General features: G+C 56.8%; 19 protein-coding genes. All 19 read right to left on the reverse strand.

Annotated features, from left to right (window positions below; translation table 11 throughout):
* Positions 1–19 precede the first annotated feature (19 nt).
* The 19 genes from ACOTXR_RS11760 to tagF all read right to left on the reverse strand — a co-directional run bounded on the left by ACOTXR_RS11760 (position 20) and on the right by tagF (position 20,591).
* The gene (locus tag ACOTXR_RS11760; protein ID WP_047026997.1) at positions 20–1,438 is read right to left on the reverse strand and encodes a phospholipase A(1); all 1,419 of its coding nucleotides are present in this window, start codon (positions 1,436–1,438) and stop codon (positions 20–22) included.
* Between the two features lie 32 nt (positions 1,439–1,470).
* Positions 1,471–2,889 (reverse strand): serine/threonine protein kinase, encoded by a 1,419-nt coding sequence (locus tag ACOTXR_RS11765; RefSeq protein ID WP_048996364.1) that lies wholly within the window; start codon positions 2,887–2,889, stop codon positions 1,471–1,473.
* 24 nt (positions 2,890–2,913) lie between these two features.
* The gene (tssH, locus tag ACOTXR_RS11770) at positions 2,914–5,529 is read right to left on the reverse strand and encodes a type VI secretion system ATPase TssH (protein ID WP_149410173.1); all 2,616 of its coding nucleotides are present in this window, start codon (positions 5,527–5,529) and stop codon (positions 2,914–2,916) included.
* Between the two features lie 38 nt (positions 5,530–5,567).
* Positions 5,568–6,611: a type VI secretion system baseplate subunit TssG gene (gene tssG, locus ACOTXR_RS11775; protein WP_222834555.1), complete on the reverse strand. Its 1,044-nt coding sequence runs from the start codon at positions 6,609–6,611 to the stop codon at positions 5,568–5,570.
* A complete protein-coding gene (gene tssF, locus ACOTXR_RS11780; protein ID WP_032636246.1) occupies positions 6,608–8,479 on the reverse strand; it encodes a type VI secretion system baseplate subunit TssF in 1,872 nt (623 codons plus the stop codon). Before tssF ends, tssG begins: the two co-directional genes overlap by 4 nt.
* Positions 8,480–8,481: 2 nt before the next feature.
* Complete coding sequence (gene tssE, locus ACOTXR_RS11785) at positions 8,482–9,045, reverse strand: type VI secretion system baseplate subunit TssE (protein WP_014884223.1); 564 nt, start codon at positions 9,043–9,045, stop codon at positions 8,482–8,484.
* Complete coding sequence (locus ACOTXR_RS11790) at positions 9,038–9,850, reverse strand: type VI secretion system accessory protein TagJ (RefSeq protein WP_149410172.1); 813 nt, start codon at positions 9,848–9,850, stop codon at positions 9,038–9,040. The genes tssE and ACOTXR_RS11790 overlap by 8 nt, the downstream gene beginning before the upstream one ends.
* A 9-nt stretch (positions 9,851–9,859) precedes the next feature.
* Positions 9,860–10,852, reverse strand: coding sequence for a hypothetical protein (locus tag ACOTXR_RS11795; RefSeq protein ID WP_063861456.1), 993 nt, complete (start codon positions 10,850–10,852; stop codon positions 9,860–9,862).
* A 16-nt stretch (positions 10,853–10,868) separates the two neighbouring features.
* Positions 10,869–11,666 carry a PP2C family protein-serine/threonine phosphatase gene (locus ACOTXR_RS11800; RefSeq protein ID WP_014884226.1) on the reverse strand — a complete coding sequence of 266 codons (798 nt, stop codon included), beginning with the start codon at positions 11,664–11,666 and terminating at the stop codon, positions 10,869–10,871.
* On the reverse strand, positions 11,663–13,417 hold the full coding sequence (tagH, locus tag ACOTXR_RS11805; RefSeq protein WP_057057963.1) for a type VI secretion system-associated FHA domain protein TagH: 1,755 nt from the start codon (positions 13,415–13,417) through the stop codon (positions 11,663–11,665). Before tagH ends, ACOTXR_RS11800 begins: the two co-directional genes overlap by 4 nt.
* A gap of 109 nt (positions 13,418–13,526) precedes the next feature.
* Entirely contained in the window at positions 13,527–13,925 is a 399-nt protein-coding gene (locus tag ACOTXR_RS11810; RefSeq protein ID WP_023330608.1) for a hypothetical protein, read from the reverse strand.
* Position 13,926: 1 nt separating this feature from the next.
* On the reverse strand, positions 13,927–14,916 hold the full coding sequence (locus tag ACOTXR_RS11815; RefSeq protein WP_078310191.1) for a hypothetical protein: 990 nt from the start codon (positions 14,914–14,916) through the stop codon (positions 13,927–13,929).
* A 49-nt stretch (positions 14,917–14,965) separates the two neighbouring features.
* Complete coding sequence (locus ACOTXR_RS11820) at positions 14,966–15,319, reverse strand: T6SS amidase immunity protein Tai4 family protein (RefSeq protein WP_058690960.1); 354 nt, start codon at positions 15,317–15,319, stop codon at positions 14,966–14,968.
* Positions 15,316–15,807, reverse strand: coding sequence for a type VI secretion system amidase effector protein Tae4 (locus ACOTXR_RS11825; protein ID WP_023330611.1), 492 nt, complete (start codon positions 15,805–15,807; stop codon positions 15,316–15,318). The genes ACOTXR_RS11820 and ACOTXR_RS11825 overlap by 4 nt, the downstream gene beginning before the upstream one ends.
* 167 nt (positions 15,808–15,974) lie before the next feature.
* Complete coding sequence (locus tag ACOTXR_RS11830) at positions 15,975–16,457, reverse strand: Hcp family type VI secretion system effector (RefSeq protein WP_014884229.1); 483 nt, start codon at positions 16,455–16,457, stop codon at positions 15,975–15,977.
* 286 nt (positions 16,458–16,743) lie between these two features.
* Positions 16,744–18,243: a type VI secretion system contractile sheath large subunit gene (tssC, locus tag ACOTXR_RS11835; protein WP_058690961.1), complete on the reverse strand. Its 1,500-nt coding sequence runs from the start codon at positions 18,241–18,243 to the stop codon at positions 16,744–16,746.
* A 3-nt stretch (positions 18,244–18,246) separates the two neighbouring features.
* A complete protein-coding gene (gene tssB / locus ACOTXR_RS11840) occupies positions 18,247–18,771 on the reverse strand; it encodes a type VI secretion system contractile sheath small subunit (RefSeq protein ID WP_014884233.1) in 525 nt (174 codons plus the stop codon).
* 75 nt (positions 18,772–18,846) lie between these two features.
* Positions 18,847–19,863: a type VI secretion system protein TssA gene (tssA, locus tag ACOTXR_RS11845; protein WP_023330612.1), complete on the reverse strand. Its 1,017-nt coding sequence runs from the start codon at positions 19,861–19,863 to the stop codon at positions 18,847–18,849.
* Positions 19,864–19,874: 11 nt separating this feature from the next.
* Positions 19,875–20,591 (reverse strand): type VI secretion system-associated protein TagF, encoded by a 717-nt coding sequence (tagF, locus tag ACOTXR_RS11850; RefSeq protein ID WP_014884235.1) that lies wholly within the window; start codon positions 20,589–20,591, stop codon positions 19,875–19,877.
* Positions 20,592–20,593: the final 2 nt, after the last annotated feature.

The following is a 20,593-nucleotide window of genomic DNA, read 5'->3' on the forward strand; positions in this document are numbered from 1 at the left end:
CAGCCAGTAATCAATGATTTCACGCGCGACTCCCGATGATTGCGATGTCTTCATCCTTCTGTTGCTCAATACACTTAATCGCCTGATCGATACCATGGCGATCCAGAGCACCTCCTGTTCCCCCCGGGAGGTCGTGTGCAATTCCAGCAGCGTTCGGCATGACGGCAGAAAGTTCTTCTTTGGCTATCAGTGCCGGTATGTGTCCTTTTACCGTTTTGAAATCTTCCCAAAGGTTAACTTCCTGAATTTTTGTCAGCAGTTCACCTTCAACACGGTAGGCCTGAATATTTTCCGTACTGCCCAGCAGGCTGCCGCCGTATTTCTCCACGGTACCCGAATGCAGACCGGCCGCGTTGAAGGTCCATCCCGGCATACCGCTGGCCATCGCGGTAGCAGAGGCTAATCCGCCCCCCAGAGAGTGACCCGCAATGTCCACTTGTTGACCGGATTTAGAGAGCTGTTCGCCGAGCCCCACCGCTCTTTTGTAATAATCTGACGCCATGCCGAGCCCCTGGGCACCGTTATTTTTCCAGTCAGCCATGTTTTTCATGGGGAAGAACTCGGGCTGCCGCGATCCTCTGAACACGAGCGTTGGATTCATATCGCGACCAAACACCTCGGGATCGGGTTGATATACGCGGGCCAGAAAATCAGGCGAGGCGGTATTGTCGAATAGTACTTTGCGGTTTAGCCCAAGCTTCTTCAGCGCGGCGGCATCATTACTAATATCCGTCCACCCCTCCGGCACACCCGGCGTCGTTTCCAGCGGGTTTACGGTCTTATAAACATTTTCCGCAAGCTTGGCTTTCTCCACGGCAATGTTATTCGCCGCTAACCGCTTAGCCGCGATCTGCGCATCCGGGTAGAGACTGTTGCTGCCCTTCGCAATCAGGTCCTTACGAGCCTGCCAGCGTTCGGCTTTGGTCATATTCTGCAGCTGCGCCGCATAGGTTTTACCATCTTTGCCAGGCGTTGGCTGGTCAGGCACCTGCGCCGCTTTGGATTTCACCACCTGAGTTGGCAGCTCCGTTGGCGCAGGGCGGGAACCATAGGTGCGCACCATCGTTTCGTAACGATCGACGATAGTGCTTACCGGGTACCAGCCCAGCCCGGTGAGCGAGGCGGCCTGAAGCCGCCCTTTGGCATTGATGTAAAAAATTTCCGTTACCGATGACCAGCTGCGGAAGCTCTCGTCAATCGCAACGATTCTGCCCATATCAAGATCCTGCGCGATCAGCTTGCGCGTATCGCGCCCGGACTGATAGGGATTCGCACCGGTGATGGTTCGCAGCAAATCGTAGCGCGTGAACAGCGAGCGCAGCGAATTGTCGGGCACCGACATAATCCACTGCCCGGCGACGGACGGGCGGATAATTTTCGCAAAAAGCGCCGGCGAGACGTTCTCGCTGAAAAGATAGACAAACTTAATGTTATACATTCGCTCCGTCCTGTTCCCTGTTCCTGACTGACTTACGGATTCACCAGCCAGGTGCCCGGCTTGGCAATATCCAGCGTCTGGCTGCGCGTTCTCCCGTTGCCCTGCAGTTCAATCTTCGCCTCACCGGCGGGCAGCTTGAGCGATGCATAGCCGTTGGTCGCCGGACGCAGCGCTTTTGGCTCGCCGTTCACTTTCAGCGTTTCGCCGTCCTGGATACGGATATAGACCAGCGCAACAGGGCTCTCGACAGGCGGTGGCGTCTGTTGCGCCGTCGCCTGCTCGCTCACCTTCGCCGTTTCTGGCTTCACGTCTGGCGCGTTCGCGGCGGTTTCCGTCGGACGCGTCTCTGCGGGTGCCTGCGCAGCCTGCTCTGGCGCATCCTTGCCACCGCTGAACAGCATCGCTCCGGCTACCACACCCACCAGCACGCCTGCGGCAACCATGCCCGGGATTTTGTAACGACGCCAGTCGAGTGCTGAAGCCGGCTTTTCCTCTTCCACCGGTACCAGCATGGTGCCCGGTTTTTTCGCCGTCAGCACATCGTTTATGCCCGCAACCGGCATCTCGATCAGCGCGGCGAATTCGTCGATAGACTGCGGACGGTCTTCCATGTGCAGCGCCAGCGCGCGGTCGATGGCCTGCAGCAGCGGGATGGAATAGCCCTGCGGCATAATTTCCACCAGCGGCTTGCAGGTATCCTGAATAGAACGCACCACGCTCACCGGCGGCGGAGAACCCACGATCAGGGTACGCAGCACGGCGCCGAGGGCGTAAATATCCGTCCACGGGCCCTGCTCGCTTTCGTTGTCGTCGGTGTACTGCTCGATCGGTGCAAAACCCGGTCGCAGCATGGTTTCCGTTTCGTCAGAAAGGTTACCGATGGTGCGGCGCGCGGAGCCGAAATCAAGCAGTACCGGCAGGCCGTTATCCTGGATCTGGATGTTATCCAGCGAGATATCACGGTGCAGATAGCCTTCGTCGTGGATGGTCTTGATGGCGCCAAACAGCATCGGCAGCGTGCGGCGGATCCAGGCCTCGTTGATCAGCTCCGGTTTTTCTTCGCGCAGGCGCGAAAGCGTGGTGCCGCTGTAAAACAGCGTACCCATGTATGCCGTGTCATTTTGCACCCAGAAACGCAGGACATGCAGCAGGTTCGGGTGGTTAAAGCGCGCCAGCAGACGGGCTTCCTGAATGAAGCTGTTCAGGCCTGCGGAAAACGCTTTGCCAAAGCGCTCGCTGCGCAGCACCAGGGTCATGTCGTCGCCGCGCACGGCGAGCGAGGAAGGCATAAATTCTTTGATAGCGATAGTGCGTTCGAGCTGGTGATCCCACGCGCGATAAACGATGCCAAAACCGCCGCCGCCGATCACCTCTTTGATTTCAAACTCGTTGAAGCGGTACCCGACCGGGAGCGCGTTTGGGACAGTCCGATTGTTATCATTATCCGTCATCTTTTACAGTTCTCTTGATGATTATTACGCGGCAAACTGACAGTGAAACTCGCCCTGCTCGCAGGTGACATGCAGACGTCGGTACTGCTCGTCGCTGCGGCTGGCGGTAAGTAAGATCTGGCTCATCTGAGGCAGCAGGGTGTTGGTCAAAATAGCATCTACCATGCGGCCACCAGACTCCACCTCGGTACAGCGCTGAACAATCTGTTCCACCACGCTGTCGTCAAACTCAGAAATGATATTGTGATTCTCTTCCAGACGACGCTGAATGCGCTTGAGCTGCAGGCGAACAATCTGCCCCAGCATCGCGTCGCTGAGCGGGTAATACGGCACCACCAGCAGGCGGCCCAGCAGCGCAGGCGGAAACACCTCCAGCAGCGGCTGGCGCAGCGCGCCGCTTAAGGCGTCCGGTTCCGGCATCAGTTCCGGATCGGCACACATAGCGCTGATCAGGTCAGTGCCAACGTTGGACGTCAGAATAATAATGGTGTTGCGGAAATCGATGTGGCGTCCCTCACCGTCCTCCATCCAGCCTTTGTCAAAGACCTGGAAGAAGATTTCGTGGACGTCCGGGTGCGCTTTTTCAATTTCATCCAGCAGCACTACGCTATACGGACGGCGGCGCACGGCCTCGGTTAACACACCGCCTTCACCATACCCGACGTAGCCCGGCGGCGCACCTTTTAAGGTGGAAACGGTGTGCGCTTCCTGGAACTCACTCATGTTGATGGTGATAACGTTCTGCTCGCCGCCGTACAGCGATTCCGCAAGCGCCAGCGCGGTTTCCGTTTTACCGACGCCGGACGGGCCGCAAAGCATAAAGACGCCCACCGGTTTGTTGGGATCGTCGAGTTTTGCCCGCGAGGTTTTCACGCGACGGGCAATGAGATCCAGACCGTGACGCTGGCCGATAACACGCTGGTTAAGCGTGTCGGCGAGATTCAGCACCGCGTCGATCTCGTTTTTCACCATCCGCCCCAGCGGGATCCCGGTCCAGTCGGAAACCACTGCGGCAACCACGTTTTCATCTACCGCCGCAAACAGCAGCGGCTCATCGCCCTGCAACGTTTTCAGCGCCTGCTGCTGTTCCGCCAGCTGGCTATGCAGCCCGGCGGACTCCTCCTCGCCCGCGGCAAACAGCGCGGCGCGCAGGCGGATAATCTCCTGCACCAGACCGCGCTCTTCTTCCCAGCGCTGGGTCAGGGCTTCACGTTTGCTTTCGTACGCATCACGTTCTGTGATTAACGCCGTTACGCGCTCATAAAGGCCTGCACCAACGCGCGCTTCGCGTTCGGCTATCTCAATCTCCACGTCCAGCGCGACAAGATGGCGCAGGCAATCTTCCAGTTGCGCCGGTGGCGCGCTCTGGCTGACCGCCACGCGGGCACAGGCGGTGTCGAGCAGCGCAACGGCTTTATCCGGCAGCTGACGCGCCGGGATATAGCGATGCGACAGCTTCACCGCCGCGCTGACCGCTTCGTCGAGCAGCAGCACCTGGTGGTGAGTCTCCAGCGGCGATACGGTACTGCGCAGCATCAGAATGGCTTTCGTTTCGTCCGGCTCGTGAACCTGCACCGTCTGGAAACGACGGGTCAGCGCCGGATCTTTCTCGATGTACTTTTTGTATTCCGCCCAGGTGGTGGCGCCGATGGTACGCAGCTGTCCGCGCGCCAGAGCGGGCTTCAGCAGGTTCGCCGCATCTCCGGTCCCCTGCTGGCCGCCTGCGCCAATCAGGGTGTGGATCTCATCGATAAACAGAATAATCGGCGTGGCGCTGGACTGAACCTCGTTGATCAATGCCTGCAGACGGGCTTCAAACTCGCCCTTCATGCCTGCGCCAGCCTGCAGCATGCCGATATCCAGCAGCCACAGCTGAATATTTTGCAGCGGCTCCGGCACGTCGCCATCGGCGATACGCAGCGCCAGCCCTTCCACCACCGCCGTTTTCCCGACTCCGGCCTCACCGGTCAGCAGCGGGTTGTTCTGGCGGCGACGCATCAGGATATCGACCATCTGGCGGATCTCTTCATCACGCCCGACTACCGGGTCAATCTTCCCTTCGCGGGCGCGGGCGGTGAGATCCTGGCCGTACTGAGCCAGCGTACCCTGCGCTGCCGGTACCGCACCCGCTGGCGCCTCGACGGTGGCCGCGGCCTGCTGCGTCTCTTTGCTGTTGGCGCAAACCGTATCGAACTGCTCGATCAGCACCTCGACGTTAAGACGGGTGAACTGCGCCGAAATGCTTTTCAGCACGTTTGCCAGGTTCCAGGTTTTGAGCAGGCCGATCAGCAAATGGCCGCCACGTATGCGGCTGACGCCAAACTTCAGCGAGCCATAGACCCAGGCGCGCTCTACGGCGCTGTCGATATGTTCGGAGAGATCGGAAACGGAACTCGCGCCGCGCGGCAGCGCATCCAGCGCGGCCACGATATCGCGCGTCAGTTGCTGTTCGTCGAGGGCAAAGTGGCGGATGACCTGCTGCAAATCGCCATCCTGCTGTTGCATCAGTTGATGCAGCCAGTGCACCAGCTCAACATAGGGGTTACCGCGCAGCTTGCAGAAGGCAGTCGCGCTTTCCAGCGAGGTAAATAACAGCGTATCCAGTTTGCCGAAGAGCACGGCACGGCTAATTTCTGACATGTTAGTTTCCATTAACAATGATTCGGTATACGGAAGGATTACCGCTCTGCGCGATAGACCAGATCGCCACGCGGGACAGGCTGCGGCTGAAGGCCCAGCCAGGTGTTGTAGCCTAATTGCCCATTGCTGCCGAGGGAGGTACCCTGCACCGCGTCTTCATGCAGGATCACCCGCGTTTCCCATTCAAACTCCACCCCAATGTACTGGCGCACCCAGTCGCGCAGTTCGGTGACCCACGCTTCGCCAGGTAAAAACCGGTTGTACTCTTCAGCGCTCAGCGGGCCGATTTCAATACGAAACTTATGCTGCACGTCGCGGACGGCGACGCCAAGAAAGGCGGATTCCCCCATGCGCGGCATACGGCGTCCTGCGCCAAGCTGCGCCTGCTCACGCGTGGAGAGCGGCATCCACTGCGGCACGTTGCTTACCAGCCTGACCGGGGCGTTAAAATAGTTGCGCAGGATCTTCTCCAGCCCCTCCGGATCCCGACCGTGACGGGTCAGATGCCCGGCGTGGGTAAAGCGGGCATGGGCGCTCAGGCTGCCTTTATTCATCTGCCCCGGTTGTCCCATGCCAATCAGCGAGGCCAGGTAGCCCTCAAAGCGTTTGTTGTCAGCGCGATCAAGGGAGACGGCAGGCTGCGCATCCGCCCAGGCGCGGTAAAACAGCAGCGTCAGATGATGATGAAACAGATCGACAAACGCGCTCAGGCTGGTGTCCTGATGATGATGAATACGCTCGCGGGCATATTCGGTCATGTGAACCGGCAGCGGGCCGTTCGGACCAAACAGCCCGAAGCTGAGGATAGACACCTCATGCAGCCCGCTCTCTTCCCGCAGGCTAACCTCGGCCAGCGTCGACGGCGCAAAGCTCATCGACGGCTGCTGGCCGATGCGCAGCGGCTCAAATTTCGGCAGCGGCGCGCGTCCCAGCGGGTAGCGTTCGCCTCCCTGGGCATCAATACGCCTTAACAGCTGAAACAGATCGTAGCGCCAGGGCGTTTGACGGACCCCGTGCCAGAACGTCTCCGGCAGTTTCGTCAGGCGATGCACGCGCAGCGGTGCAGTGGCAGCGTCACTCATACCAGCGCCCTTTTACCCATTCTCGGTGCCCAGTAGCCGATCTCGCCGCGCTGCTGACTCTTCAGGGTGAACTCAGTAAAGCTGTTGATGGATACCAGCCGGGCAAACAGGCGTTCCAGCACGCTGCCGAAAAGCCACGGGCTGGCACCGGAAAACGCCCGCTCGTCTACGGTCAGGGTAATGCCGATTCCGCGGGCGAAAACGACCGGACCGGGTTCAGGCACGCGGCGGTGAACCGGCTCCAGCACGCAGTGGCGAACCCCCTCCACCTGACGCGCCACGGCCGTTTCGGCCAGGTTGGCATACAGCCCTAACAGCTGGCGAAGCGCGGCAGCCCCCTCTTCATTCTCGCTGTCCATCAGGCTGAGGTAGTTCATCTGCAGCTGGCTGATAAGCCGCCAGGTGCTGAACCCTTCTGCCAGCGCCGGACGCGGTGGCGTCGGGCCTTTACGCAGGGTCAACGATTTCACCGGCATGGAGTCGGCCATGATGAACTGCCCAAGCTCCTGCTGTAGCATCAGCGGCAGGTCGCGGCTGGTGCAGAGCACCTCGGCAGAGATGTAGCGCAGGTTTTCCTGCCACGGGGCGTGCTGTTCATCCACCAGCGAAACAAACACCTCTGAACCGATATAGCCGGTACGGGTGCCGTAGCGCTGGGCATGCTCAGAGAGCACGCGCTGTTCCCGGCGCAGGGAAAAATAGGCTCCGTAGTTGCCCGCGTCCCCGCTCCAGGTGCTCCAGAAAGGACGAAACGTCTGGTCGTCACGCTGACCGTCCGCGCTGCCGAAGATTTTATTCACCGCGTAAATTTCATAATCCAGCGGGCGGATGTTATCGACCACCAGATGGTATTCGTGCTGGCCTTCATTCAGCTTTTGACGCGCCGCCACCTTCGGGAACAGGTTGATGACTGGCGTGCAGTGCAGCGCCAGATGGCTGGCATCCACCACGCGCTCCAGCTGTTCATCTGATTTATCCAGCAGGATGAAGATATCGAAGGCTTTTTCGCCTTCACAGCGCTGGATCAGCGTGCTCAGGCCGCTCAGGCTGATAAAGCGGAAACGGGCTGGAAACGCGAAATACTCCTGCAGCAGACGATAACCGTCAAAGTTGCGCAGATCGTCCGGGAGCAGTGCCTGATCCGCGGCAAAGCCCTCCTGACACAGGGCATCCGACGCCAGCAGCTGTCGCTGAGGTTGCGGGCTGACCGTCTGGCAGACTATTCCGGCGTGATGTTCCATCACCAGCTCCAGCAGCTTCAGCGCTTCAATGTCCGGGCCGCTGAGGAAAAACGTCAGCTGGTCGAAATTCAGATGGCCGAGGTTTTGCGGGCCGTCGCAGGCAATGCGGATCCGCAACGCGCTGTTGATTCCCCGCTGGCTTAACCCCAGCTGTGCCAGCGGCAGGTCAGCAGGCACGCCGCCCAGCTCCACGTTGTCAATTTTCAGCGGCAGCAGATTAACCTCGTGCGCCGTAGTATAGCTGCAGGTTACGCCGGTCTTTTTCAGCGCCAGGCTGTCCATCATGGTGCCGCGTGGCACAATAAAGCCATTGCTCAGATCGCCCCGGCTGCTGTCGGGCTCGATTTGCGCAATCGCCATTGATGGGGTTGGCGCGAGGTAATTCGGCGCGATCATCTCCAGCAGACGCTGGGAGAAACGCGGAAACTCGGCATCCATTTTCATCTGCACGCGGGAGGTCAGAAAAGCGAAACCTTCCATCAGGCGTTCCGTGTACGGGTCCGCCACTTCAATGCCGCGCATGCCCAGTCGTCCGGCGACTTTTGGGTAGCGCTCGGCAAACTCGGCCCCCATTTCACGCAGGTAGGCCAGCTCACGGTTGTAGTATTCGAGCAGTTTACTTTCCATGATTACCCCGCATCTTTCAGTTCAAAATGGCCGTTTTCCAGATCGACATCGGTGCGAAACAGAAACTCCAGCGGGTACGGCACACACCATAAACGCCCTTTTATCTCAATGGAGAGCACGTTGTGCAGATCCAGCGAGGAGGTATCCGACACGCAGCGCACCTGCAATCCCTGCGGCAAAATGCGCGGTTCAAAATTGATGATGGCCTCGGTGAGCTTGCGCTGGATATCGTGCCATTCGATATCTGACATTCGCTTACCTGCGAGCGGCGCGACGCCGAAGTTGATCACCGAGCGGCTCACCTGCGGCAAGGCGCTCAGATCGCCGGAGGCATCATGGTTGATGGTATTAAACAGCCACTGCAGATCCCGCAGGACATTGCGACGCAGCGCAGCGTGGGTGATCAGATTACTGTTGGCTGGCTCACGCTTTTTTTCCGGGTCGTTATCCGTAAGGCGATCCAGCAGCGAGGGCTGCATTTTGTCGCGCGCCCCCACCTTATCCTGCTTGCTGCGGGCCTGCCAGCCGCTGCGCAGCAGATCGCCTTCGCCAGCGGGATTACTCATCGGCTCCGTCCGTCGCAAACGTCACGAGGCTTAACGACAGCAGCGGGCTTTCGCTTTGCTCGCTCAGCCAGGCTTTTTGACCCAGCCCTTCATACAGCGTGCCGCTCTCATCAAGCGGATGCCACTCGGTAGTGCGCCCCAGTTTGACCGCATCCTGGGCATCAGCCGCAAAAGGATAGCGCGCCGGGATCTGGCACACCTGCTCGGTACCGTCGGTAAGACGGACCAGCGCATGACGCCAGACCAGATCGGTCACGCTGGCGGGCGCCTGGAAACGGATCTCCGCAATAGCGTTAAACGGCAGCCAGAAATAGCGTCCGTTAACAAGGGTTTCGCACACCGGACCAAGACGGGCATCACCGTCCATCAGCCAGTCAAACGCCTGCGTCTCCTCGTTTTCAAGGATGATGTGTCCCGCCGTTGCCTGCGCCTGTTCAAGGGCTTCCAGGCGCAACGCCTGGGCGCGCTCGCCCTCTTCGTTAAGCGCGGCGGCAAGCGTGGTCAGCCACGGCCACTGAGTTTCAGGCATGGCCGGACGCGCCTGGCCCGCCATCACCTGCGCACGCTGCAGCTCACCCTGAATGGCCTGCTCCAGCAGTGTGACGGTCGGCTTCGCCTGAGGCTTCAGCGCCAGCCAGCTTTTCAGCTGGGTCAGCGCCCGGGTCCAGTTGCCGCTGAGGGTTAAAAACTGCACGAACGCGGCGCGAAGGTCGGCATCTGCCGGACGGGCTTTGATCCCGGCTTCCAGACGCGCCAGCGCGTCATTGAGCGTTTCACCCGCCAGCTGTTGATAGAGCGTATTCATAACCATTCCTTAATTCGCCGCGCGCCATGCGCCCACGGCCGGATCGCGCAGCTGAGGGCGCAGGGTGTCAATCAGAACGATATTCAGTGAGGTGCCGGGTGCGACCCAGGCGCTCCAGGTTTTCTTCACCGCCGCAATACGCGCCTGCAGCTTTGCATCATCGCTGGCGGTTTCACGGGAAATCTCTACTGCCACCGTGCCGTTACTTTTCCAGCCGTTGAGCGCGTTATCGTAAGGCAGGATCATCCAGCTCTGGTCGCTGTTTGGGGTGCTGAACACCATGCGCTCTTTGTTGACGGAGGTGATCAGCGCGTTTTCCGGGTCAGCGTTTTGATTCAGCCCCATGACCGGGAAGCCATGAATGTACGTCACAGCCATCTCTTTTTGCCCGCCGTTGCGGGACTGGGAGATCACGGTGTGACCGCTGAGCCAGCTGCCATTGCCGCAGCGGGTGGTATCAGAATTCGGGATAAAGAGCGCAGGTGCGGATGCGCCGCCTTCCCAGAAGGTGCGCAGGTGACAGCCGTCCTGGAGGGTAAACTCCTGCCACGGCGTCCGGTCAGCGGCAACCGTAAGGGTTGCAACGTTTTGATCCGGCGGCATTAACGCGCCGCTGGCAGTGGTCGTCGTCACGGCTGGCGTCGCCTGCTGCTGTTTCACCACCAGCGCCCACTCCTGCGCTTTGGCGGCGGTTCCTTGCGCCAGCGTCGTTCCCGCCGGATCGTTGAGCGTCCAGCTGAGCGTGTTCACTTTGCTGCACTGGTGTTCCAGCAGTGAGCCAAGGCGTGGCACGAAGTTTTCCAGCACAGAGACATCCTTCTTGCCGTTCGCCACGATGCGCAGTGCCACCTCCGGCTTACACCAGCTTTGCGGGGTGTTGTCTTTGATGTTGTCGATCCAGATATCCAGCTTCTGCGCAGGAGACTGCACGATGCGGAAATTCTCAGCCTGCGCGGTGGAGGTCACCGCCAGAAGTGCCAAACCCGATAGCCAAAGTTTCATATCGTTCCTTGTGTGTCTAATCAGTTCCGCAGGGAAGAAATTGTGCTGCATCAGAGAGGGTATGCAGCAAAGTGGTGTCCTGAGGGTTGCCCATCCATACCGCCAGGGCGGTGTAGTTATCCTGCGCATTCCCCTCCTGCTCGCCATTCTTTTGAATGATTTGGTTCATTAAGGTCAGCCATTCCTGGGGCGTATTGACCATATGCAGCGATTGCTTCATTTGCTCTTCGCTGACGCCGTGCCAGAACCCGTCGGTGCAGAGCAGGAATGCATCGCCGTCTTCGACCTGCACGACATCGCTGTAGCTCGCTTCCGGCCCACCGTTTTCAATCCCCAGCGCCAGATAGAGCAGATTACTGTTCAGGTTGTCGGTCTGGTGCCCGGCATCTTTCATCTGCTGCACCAGGCTGTGGTCGGTGGTGACATGCCACAGCCATCCCCGGCGAAACAGATAAAGACGGCTGTCTCCGGCATGCGCCCAGTAGGCCAGGCCATAATCACGGTCAATAAACAGGCTGACCAGCGTCGTGCCCATCCGGCGATAATCCTGAACGGCCTGCTGTTCGCTGAGAATGGTGCGATTCGCGGTCTGCACATAATCACGGATATGCTGCGCGTTAAGGTGTTTGTCGCCATCGAAGCGGGAAATAATACTGTTGCGGGCCAGTTCAGCGGCCACCTCACCGCCCGGCAGGCCAGCGATGCCGTCACAGACGACAAAGCAGGCTGAACGTTCCCCTATGGTTTCTCCCGTCTGATCCTGGTTGCTGGCGCGCGTCCCCTGGCGGGAGAGAGAAGCCGTTGCGATATTCATTTGTCTTCCGATCCGCTCTGTGAGTCTTTGTACTGATTCACCTCCATGTCATACGCATGAAGGAAGGCTTCGCCGAACAGGGTGTGGAAGTCATCCTCAATCTCGCCCGCCGTCTCGCCATAGCTGCGAACAAAATAGTCCCACAGGGCGGCTTTACGGCTGCCCGGCAGCGCCAGACGCGAGGTCATGCCGTTTTGCTTCGCCTGCTCTTCCAGTTGTTCCGGATTAAAGGATTGCAGCATCGCAGCAATAATGGCGCGGATGCCGGAGATCATGCCCAGCTGGTGCGCCTGCAGATCGATCAGCGCATCGCGCACGGATTTCGTTGGCGGCATAAAGCCCGGCATCGGGGTGCCAAACATCTGGATCAGAACCGTTTTCCCGGTCGGCAACAGCTTGAACGGGTTGTTGGCATCGTCCAGCACCATGGTCATATCGGCTTTTACGCCGCGTTTAAGAATAGAGCGTGAGGAGAGCAGCGCCACGGTGCCCTGAGAGAACATGCCGAGGATCTGCCCCAGCTGACGCATATTTTCCCGGTCAAACTGCGGGACAGGCTGCATTTCGCTCAGCCCCATCCCTTCCAGCAGTGCCTGCAGCAGTTCCCCCTGCAACACATCGCCCTTCTCTCCAGTGTTCGCGGTAGCAGATGGGGAGGCAGCGTTATTTACCGGATCGATACGCAGTCGGCCCTTAGGGGTCTGAGCGCTGCTGCGCGCAACGGCCTGCGGCGTAGGCATCGTGAAACCTGCGTAATCTGGTCTCACCGGCTCCTCTTCTGCACGCGGCGTTTCCTGCGGCTCAGGGGCAAAAAGCGGGGAACCGGCAAGGACGTCTTCCTCATGCTCAGGCTCAGGCGCTGGCTTTTCGTCAGTGATGTCATCCGGATGGGTTAACGGCGCCCCGCCCATCAGCCCGAGCGGGTCATCATTGCGTGCAGCCGGCGCGCTGGCCTTGCCACCAAATAGCGCCAGCGGATCGAGTTCATCTACCGCCTCTTCTTTAGGGGCGGGTTGAGTCTCAACAGGTGGCACCAGCGTGGAAGGCGTCACGTCGTCGAAAATGCTCTCTTTTTTGAACAGCGTTTCTTCGCCGAACAGCGTGTCCGGGTCGACATTCTTACGCTCAAGCGTGGGATCGCTGTCGTTGAACATCGCCAGCGGATCTTCAGCATTACGCTCCGGCGCCGCAGGCTGAGAGAACGGATCCTGCGAAGCCGCTGACTGCGGTTTTGCACGGTTGCTGGAGATGCTGTCGGAGATGGAAAACTCCTGCATCAGGCTATCCCAGATTTCCGACGGCACGGCAGTTGGTTCCGCTTTACCGCGTGGCGCAGGGTTCGCAGGCTTCGGTTGCGATGCTGGCGCTGGCGCGGCTGTCGGATGCGCCTGCTGCTGCATGCTGGCGGCCATGCGGCTCACCGGCTGCGTGTCGTGGATAAGTTCGGCCACTTCGATACGGTAGTCATCAATACCGAGAATGTCGCCATCCTGCAGTTCAACCTGACGCCCCCGCTCCAGCGGAATATCATTTAATACCACGCGGGTGACGCTGCCACGGTTAGTGACGCGACATTCACCATTGGCGTCAACGTGAACAATGGCCTGCAGGCGCGAGATGGTGCGGTCATTGTCCGGCAACACCAGATTGTTATCCGTACCGCGCCCAATGGTGCCGCCCGGGGCATAAAAATCACAGCTGCTCTGCGGCGGCTGATGACCGGGTTTCGTAGAAATAATCGTGAATCGCATGGCGTATTCCTGCTGGTATGATTAGCGCTCAAACGCTGCCGCTCTCGGGGGTGAGAACGGCGGCGTTTGGGGGTAAGTCAAAATTATTATTTGAATTTTCAGAATAGAATTAAATATCTTTAACACTTGCAAGAATTAAAAGCAGTAAAAACAAAATCGTGGCAATTTTAACCTTTCTGTTATATGCATTAATCCATGACACGTCGAACTTTGACAGAATATCTTTGCATGATTGTGGTTCAAGCCAGCGCGACCCTGTAATTTTTATACGTTTACCCCGCAAAAGCTTTGATAAAATCATGGCACGAAAACCAAATCCCCAAAACCCAAGATTTTGCCAGGCCTGATAATCCTCGATCTTAAGCAATTTACTCTTAATTAACAGATTATATATTTGTTCAACCTGGTCGGAATGTTTTCGATAGTCAATATAGAAAGTTACCACAATGATAAGAAAAACAACAAAAATACAGATAATAAAAGCAGGGTAAATATTATTGGTAACCACATTACTCTCCGCTAAATATTAAATTATTCACTTGTTCTCCCACAAACCCACCTACTTTAGTTCCACCTGCTGCCCCAGCGGCACCAACGATTAAACCACAAACAAGAGTTCCTGTGCCCGCTGTTGGTACACCTAATGCAATACAAATGGGTGCCGCAAGGGAGGAGCCTAACGCAGCGCCAGCGACACCGCCTCCAAATTTGCTATATTCACTCACTGCAACCTTGCCACATTCATGTTCTCTTCCAACAGTGCAAGCATGGTAAACTTCGTTAGAGGTATTCGCAAAAGAAAAGCCTAGCGCAACCCATCCACCCGCTTTCATGTAAGACGTGATTCTCGACGCCCTGTCGATATATGTTGAGTAGCCGGGAATCGCTCCAATGCCAACGGTACTCCATTCATGAACAATTGATTTTGTGGATAACCCTAATGCTCTTTTCAGATCCGCATAATCTCTAAATTTAAGCTGATTTTTCGTTATTTTATTTAACAGTGGTTTAAGTTGCGCAAGAAGAGCATTACGTTCCGAATAAAACTGCTGTCCAATAAGAGCGCCTTGTGTTCGATACTGATTTTGGTATGTCTTTTCAATCTTAATCAAAATATTTTCAATTTGTTTAAAATAAGACTCTCCCGCACCACTTAGATTACCTATTAATGTATCGCCCCAGGCAGTTATGGCAGCAATATTATCAAAGTTATTTTTCAAAAACTCTGCAGCGGAACCATCAATAGTAGCAAGCGTATTATTAACTTTCTTTTTGGCGATAGTTAACCCATTAACCTGTTGCGATTGGTTATGATTATTCGGATCCGCCACAATTAATATCTGGCCAGGTTTAACCCAAGCTGTATCTTTATTCAATTGCATAAAATACTCGGATTTTTCATTTCTTGTACTACCAAACAGTTGTCTTGCCTGGAAATCCAGAGTACCGGGTTGCTGCACCACACAGTAACCCGGAGCAATGTTTGATTGGTTTGCCATGAAAAACTCCCTGTATCTTATCTAGAACGCATAATTGAATGGGGAAACACTATTTTTGGCTTTTGAGCGAACGAATTGCGTCGCTATTGGCGATTAAGCTGCACTTCAACACCTGATATTGCCCCTGCTCAGTACCGCCTACTTTCTCTTTCAGTAGGATATCAATCACCTTGTCAGCTTTTTCAAAATTTTCGGCAGGAAGATCGCTTGCTTCGAGCCATGCGGCGGCACTGGCTTCAGCATCATCTTTCAGGCTTTTGCTGCCAGCAATCTTACTGATGCAACGATTTTGCACCCAGTTTTCCAAGATTTGTTGCTGAGAAAAAGCACTGACATCAGGCAGTTTTTGGGCATATACAACGGAGGCATTTAAAGCCAATATAAGCAGCAATAAACGTTTCATTTCAGGCTCCAGAATGTTGCATTGGTAGGGATAAACGAACCATTACCAGGAGAGCCAAGGAAATGGCAATCATCAGAGCAAATATTTCCATTCCAGAGGGTGACATGCCCGGTGGCGTCACTCCAGCCGTGTCCGGTAAAGATGATAATGCCTTGCTTTCCTGCAAATTGGGCAGGCGTTGGGGAAGATACTGACATATCTGCATTGCCCAGTACTGTAGGTAAAAATGCAATCATGTCTTTTACCCGAAACATATAGCGCTTTTTGTCATTTCCGGTCACTGTTGCATATTTGCTATTAGACGGAATCGGAATGCCGCAATAATTTAACACGTAGCTCATACGAATCGGGCAGGCGTTTTTAAAAATTCCGGCGTCAATATTATGCTGAACCTTTCCACCTAATAACTTACCAACCTGTTCTACGTTTACGTTCACTTCTCTGAATCGGTTCCAGGCGGCACCGAAAGCAGGGCGCATATGAGACATGTCGTTTCTCCTTGATAAAACGCTCAGGATAAAATGAGCCATTCCGCAACGATATCAATACATTGCACAATCCATTGTAGGCCCGTGCAAGCGAAGCGCCGCCGGGCGGCACGAACAAAATGCACGTTATCATCAGTCTTAAGTGAGCCCTTTCGGGCCCACTATTATTACGCTTCTTTGTTCTCTTTGATGTTCCAGCCAGCGCTGCTTTCAGCACCTTTACCACCGGCAGTGGTCTGCTCCCAGTACTGCTGTTTCACTTTCGCAGCCTGGAACGCGTAGGTCACACCAACGGTATCGCCGTTGTCTGCACCGGTGTACTGAACAGAAGTCACCAGCACATCTTCCAGCGTGATGCGGGTATATTCTACCTGCTGACCACCGGCTTTACAGACGGACAGTTCAACTTTGGTCAGGTGTTTACCGCTGGCGCAGTGTTTCAGGATTGCAGTGGTGGATTTGTCGATCAGAGCATTAACGTGCAGATCGTTAAAGTTTACTTTACCGGCACCGCCGCCACCGCCAACGCTCATATTACCCGGCTGGGAAGCGCCCCAGGAGAAGGAGGTAATATCAGTCCAGCCGGTGTGGTTAGAATCTTTAGATTCGCCCGTAACACCCTCGACCTTCAGAAACATATCAATAGCCATAATATCTACTCTTCGTGGATGAACAATATTGCTTTCGAAAAAGCACTTATATGGCAAACAGGAAAGCATGGGGCTGAATAAAACCGTCCATATTTTACCTCTGCCTCATATCAAATGACCCGTGTCATTTGACAGTCTTACATTCCCCCGAAATAACGGAATGAATGTGAAGTCTTTCTTGCCGGGTGGTGCTGCGCTTACCCGGCCTACATCGGGCAACGACATCTGTAGATTGCACGTTTTATGGTAGGCCCGTGCAAGCGTAGCGCCGCCGGGTGAAATTCACTTACGCGTCTTTCGTCTTCAGCGACGGCAGTTTAGAAACCAGACGCAGGGAAACGGTCAGGCCTTCCAGCTGGTAGTGTGGACGCAGGAAGAACTTCGCGGCGTAGTAACCCGGGTTGTCTTCAATCTCCTGCACCTGCACTTCCGCAGCCGCCAGCGGTTTACGGGACTTGGTTTCCTGAGAGGAGTTCGCCGGGTCACCGTCCACGTAGTTCATTATCCAGTCGTTCAGCCAGCGTTCCATCTCTTCGCGCTCGCGGAAGGAGCCGATTTTGTCGCGCACGATGCACTTCAGATAGTGGGCAAAGCGGCAGCAGGCGAACAGGTACGGCAGACGAGAAGCCAGACGCGCATTCGCGGTGGCATCCGGATCGTGGTACTCGGCCGGTTTTTGCAGAGATTGCGCGCCAATGAAGGCAGCAAAGTCGGAGTTTTTCCGGTGAACCAGCGGCATGAAGCCGTTTTTCGCCAGCTCGGCTTCGCGGCGGTCGCTGATGGCGATCTCGGTCGGGCATTTCATGTCCACGCCGCCGTCATCGCTTGGGAAAGTGTGGCACGGCAGGTTTTCTACTGCCCCACCGGACTCCACGCCGCGAATCGAGGTGCACCAGCCGTACTCTTTGAAGGAGCGGTTGATGTTGGCCGCCATCGCATAGGCGGCGTTCGCCCACGAATAGCTGTTGTGGTTTGCGCCGTCGGTCTGCTCTTCAAAATCAAAGCTGTCGACCGGGTTAGTGCGGATGCCATACGGCAGGCGCGACAGGAAGCGCGGCATCACCAGCCCCAGGTAACGGGCATCTTCAGATTCACGCAGTGAACGCCAGGCCGCGTATTCGGTATTCTGGAAGATTTTGGTCAGGTCGCGCGGGTTAGCCAGCTCCTGCCAGGACTCCATCTGCATCACGCCCGGTGCGGTACCGGTGATGAACGGACAGTGTGCCGCAGAGCCGATGCGCGCCATTTCGCCCAGCAGCTCAACGTCCTGCGGGCTGTGGTCGAAGTAGTAGTCGCCCACGATGCAGCCAAACGGCTCGCCGCCAAACTGACCGTACTCCTGCTCGTAGATTTTCTTGAAGATCGGGCTCTGGTCCCAGCCCACGCCCTTGAAGCGCTTCAGGGTACGGCCCAGCTCCTGCTTGGAGATGCTCATAAAGCGGATCTTCAGCATCTCGTCAGTTTCGGTGTTGTTCACCAGGTAGCTCAGACCGCGCCAGGCGCTCTCCAGCTTCTGAAACTCTTCGTGATGAATGATCTGGTTCACCTGTTGAGAGAGCTGTTCGTCGATACCGGCAATCAGGTTCTGAATGGTGCGATAGGTATCGTTAGAGAAGGTAACGGTATTCTCCAGCGCCTGCTGTGCCAGGGTCTTGACCGCGCTTTCCACGGCAGAACGCGCCTGATCGGTTTTCGGGCGGAACTCTTTGTTCAGCAACGCGCTGAATTCATCCTGGCTGAAGGCCTGACCCGCCTGCTGCTCATGTTGTTGAGTCTGGTTGCTCATCGATTATTCCTCGCTACCTTTCGCACTGTCGTCATTTTTCGGCAACTGGCTCAGAGATTTGAGCAGCGTCGGATCCTGCAGAATTTTTGCGATCAGCTCTTCCGCGCCGTTTTTGCCGTCCATGTAGGTCAGCAGGTTGGAGAGCTGAGTACGAGCTTCCAGCAGCTTGTTCAGCGGCTCCACCTTGCGGGCCACCGCGTCCGGCAGGAAGTCATCCATGCTGTCGAAGGTCAGATCGACGTTGAGCTTACCTTCGCCGGTCAGGGTATTATCCACCTGGAACGCCACGCGCGGCTTCAGCGCCTTCATGCGTTCGTCAAAGTTGTCGATGTCGATTTCAAGGAATTTGCGATCGTCGACCGCCGGCAGGTTTTCCACCGGTTTACCGACCAGATCGGCCATGACGCCCATCACAAACGGCAGCTGAATCTTACGTTCTGCACCGTAGATCTCTACGTCGTACTCGATCTGCACGCGGGGGGCACGGTTACGTGCGATGAATTTCTGCCCACTGTTACTCATTGCCATGATGTTCTCCATCAAAGATGCGCGGTGAAGGTGAAACGGCAGGCTCCATGCCTGTCGTCATAATGCCTGGACGCGTTATTCGCGGCGTCCAAAGATGTTTTCCAGTTGGTTAACGCCGTCTGGCGCCAGGTCGCGAATAATGTCCATAAAGTTAAGTTCTGACAGCCGCTGCACCCGTTCAATCATCAGCGGTGCGGGGTGGCTCGGTTCGTACTGCGCAAAATACTGTTTTGCTTTTTCCAGCATCAGTTGCGCATCGGCACGGCTGGTGACCTGCACGCTGCGCCAGTCGGTAACCGGCTGAACGGGTTGCGTTGCCGCAGGTTGATGATCGGCTTGCGGTTCAGCCTGCGCCTCGCGGCCCGGCAACAGCTTGCTGATGTCGGTCACCTGACAGGCACTGGCGACCAGTCCTGTGGTCTTCAGCAGTTGTTCCATCTCGGGTACACCGCTTTCACCGAGATACCCGGTAAGCAGCGCGCGGATGGCCAGCAACCGCTCGTTAATCACGATTACCGCGGCAGTCCCTGGCTGGTCGCCGCGGGCCAGTTCGTCAATCAATCTTGGACGGCCCCCCGGATAGTCCGGGCATTCAGTTTTACTGCCGTCCAGCAGTGCCTGGGCGTCCCGCAGCGAAATTTCATCGCCGTTTGAACGCAGCAGCGAGGCGTTGCGTACCGCAATGGTGAGTTCAGATTTATCGCTCAGCCCCGCCAGGGCATTAATCCGATAGAACGGGTCGGTTTCGCCATACTCCTCCAGAAGCGGATAGAGCGGCTCCCAGTAGCGCGCGAGCGCCTCCTGCACCAGCAGCAGCCCGTCTGCGTAGCCTGCCAGCCCGCGGCGGCGTGTCCACGCATGGGTTAGCGCCAGCATCACGCGTAAATCTTTCGTGCGCGCCAGCAGGCTGGTGGCGTATTTTTCTACCGTGTTCCAGTCAGCAGGCTCTGCCGGGATAATGGTGTCGCCAAACTGCTGTTCCGCTTTCCCCTGGCTTGCCTGGTTCATCACCTGGAAGTCAGCGTCGTATTCCAGATTGTCGCCACAGGGTTTATCCGGGCTTATGGGCGCGAGAAATTCTTCGATATTCATGAGATCCCTGCTTATTCAAACATGGGCGGATAAAGACCGTGACGTCCCGGGCGGGCGCCCCCTGCCGGGTCGAACAGCAGGGTGAAAAGCTGCCCGGTAAAGTTGCCGCTGTGGACATGGGTGTACAGCGGGTAACCGTCGCAGCGGTTGGTCCACCAGTAGCTGGTCTGACGCAGCGGGTCAAAACACTCTGCCGCCTGCGGCCAGCCCAGCGTGCTCTGACCGTCCTCGTCATAGCCAATCACGTCAAGGATGTCGGAACGCTTTTGCGGCTCGACGGGCTGCGGAGCCGGAATGGACATCAGCATTTCATCCAGCTGCGAGGCGGAAAAACTGTTGCGCACCGCGTGCAGTCCCAGACGACCTATCTGCTGATACCAGCTTTCCGCCTGGCTGAGCAGGCTGGTCGACCACTCTGACGGGGCGAAGCTCAGCTGGATGCACACCGGGTATTGTCGGCCAACGCTGTCCCGACCGGGCAGCAGGCAGCCCATCTGGATCATCTGGCTGCCCAGCATTGGGGGGACAACAAAATTCCACACCGGCGCTTTGGTGAACGGGCGTTCTCCGCTACGCTGCTCTTCCTGCTGCCAGGCAAGCAGGCCAACCTGAAACCAGTGCGACCACTGGCGCTGTAAGGTGTCAGGAAAGCGGCGCTGCAGGAAATCTCCGGCGCTGGGTAATTTGCCATACCAGCTGTAGCGGTTCATCGCAGGGGTATTCGTCATAC

The organism is Enterobacter cloacae complex sp. IR53030 (genome assembly GCF_049238365.1).
Classification (GTDB): Bacteria; Pseudomonadota; Gammaproteobacteria; order Enterobacterales; family Enterobacteriaceae; genus Enterobacter; species Enterobacter kobei.